This window comes from Sedimentibacter sp. B4, from assembly GCF_000309315.1.
Classification (GTDB): Bacteria; Bacillota; Clostridia; order Tissierellales; family Sedimentibacteraceae; genus Sedimentibacter; species Sedimentibacter saalensis.
Window position 1 is genome coordinate 1 of record NZ_CANG01000794.1, and the last position, 350, is coordinate 350.

Annotated in this window: 1 protein-coding gene; it reads left to right on the plus strand. The window is 68.6% G+C overall.

All coding sequences use genetic code 11. From position 1 onward, the window contains the following. Positions 1-179: hypothetical protein (locus BN358_RS24365; protein WP_157593514.1), on the plus strand; the 179-nt coding region annotated here is incomplete at its 5' end. Positions 180-350: the final 171 nt, after the last annotated feature.

Consider the following 350-nt stretch of genomic DNA (forward strand, 5'->3'; position numbering starts at 1 on the left):
TCGGCTTCGACCCGATCTACGGAGCGCGTCCGCTGAAGCGGCTCGTGCAGACCACGGTGGAGGACGCGCTGGCTCGCCGGGTGCTCTCCGGCGAGGTGACCGACGGCGACACCGTCCACTTCGATCTGGGTCCCGACGGCGCCGGCCTGCAGGTCGTCGAGCACGCCGAACTGGTCTGATCCTCCCGGCTGGAGGCTCAGCTCTGGCGTGGCCTCACGCGCCGAAAGTGACCTGCACCTTGCCGCCGTCGAGCGTGGCGTAGACCGAGTGGATGCTCGAGAACCCGCGCCAGCGCAGGCCGTTGGTGGAGTAGCAGTCGTTGCGGGTCTTCACAGACACCTTGGCTGTGG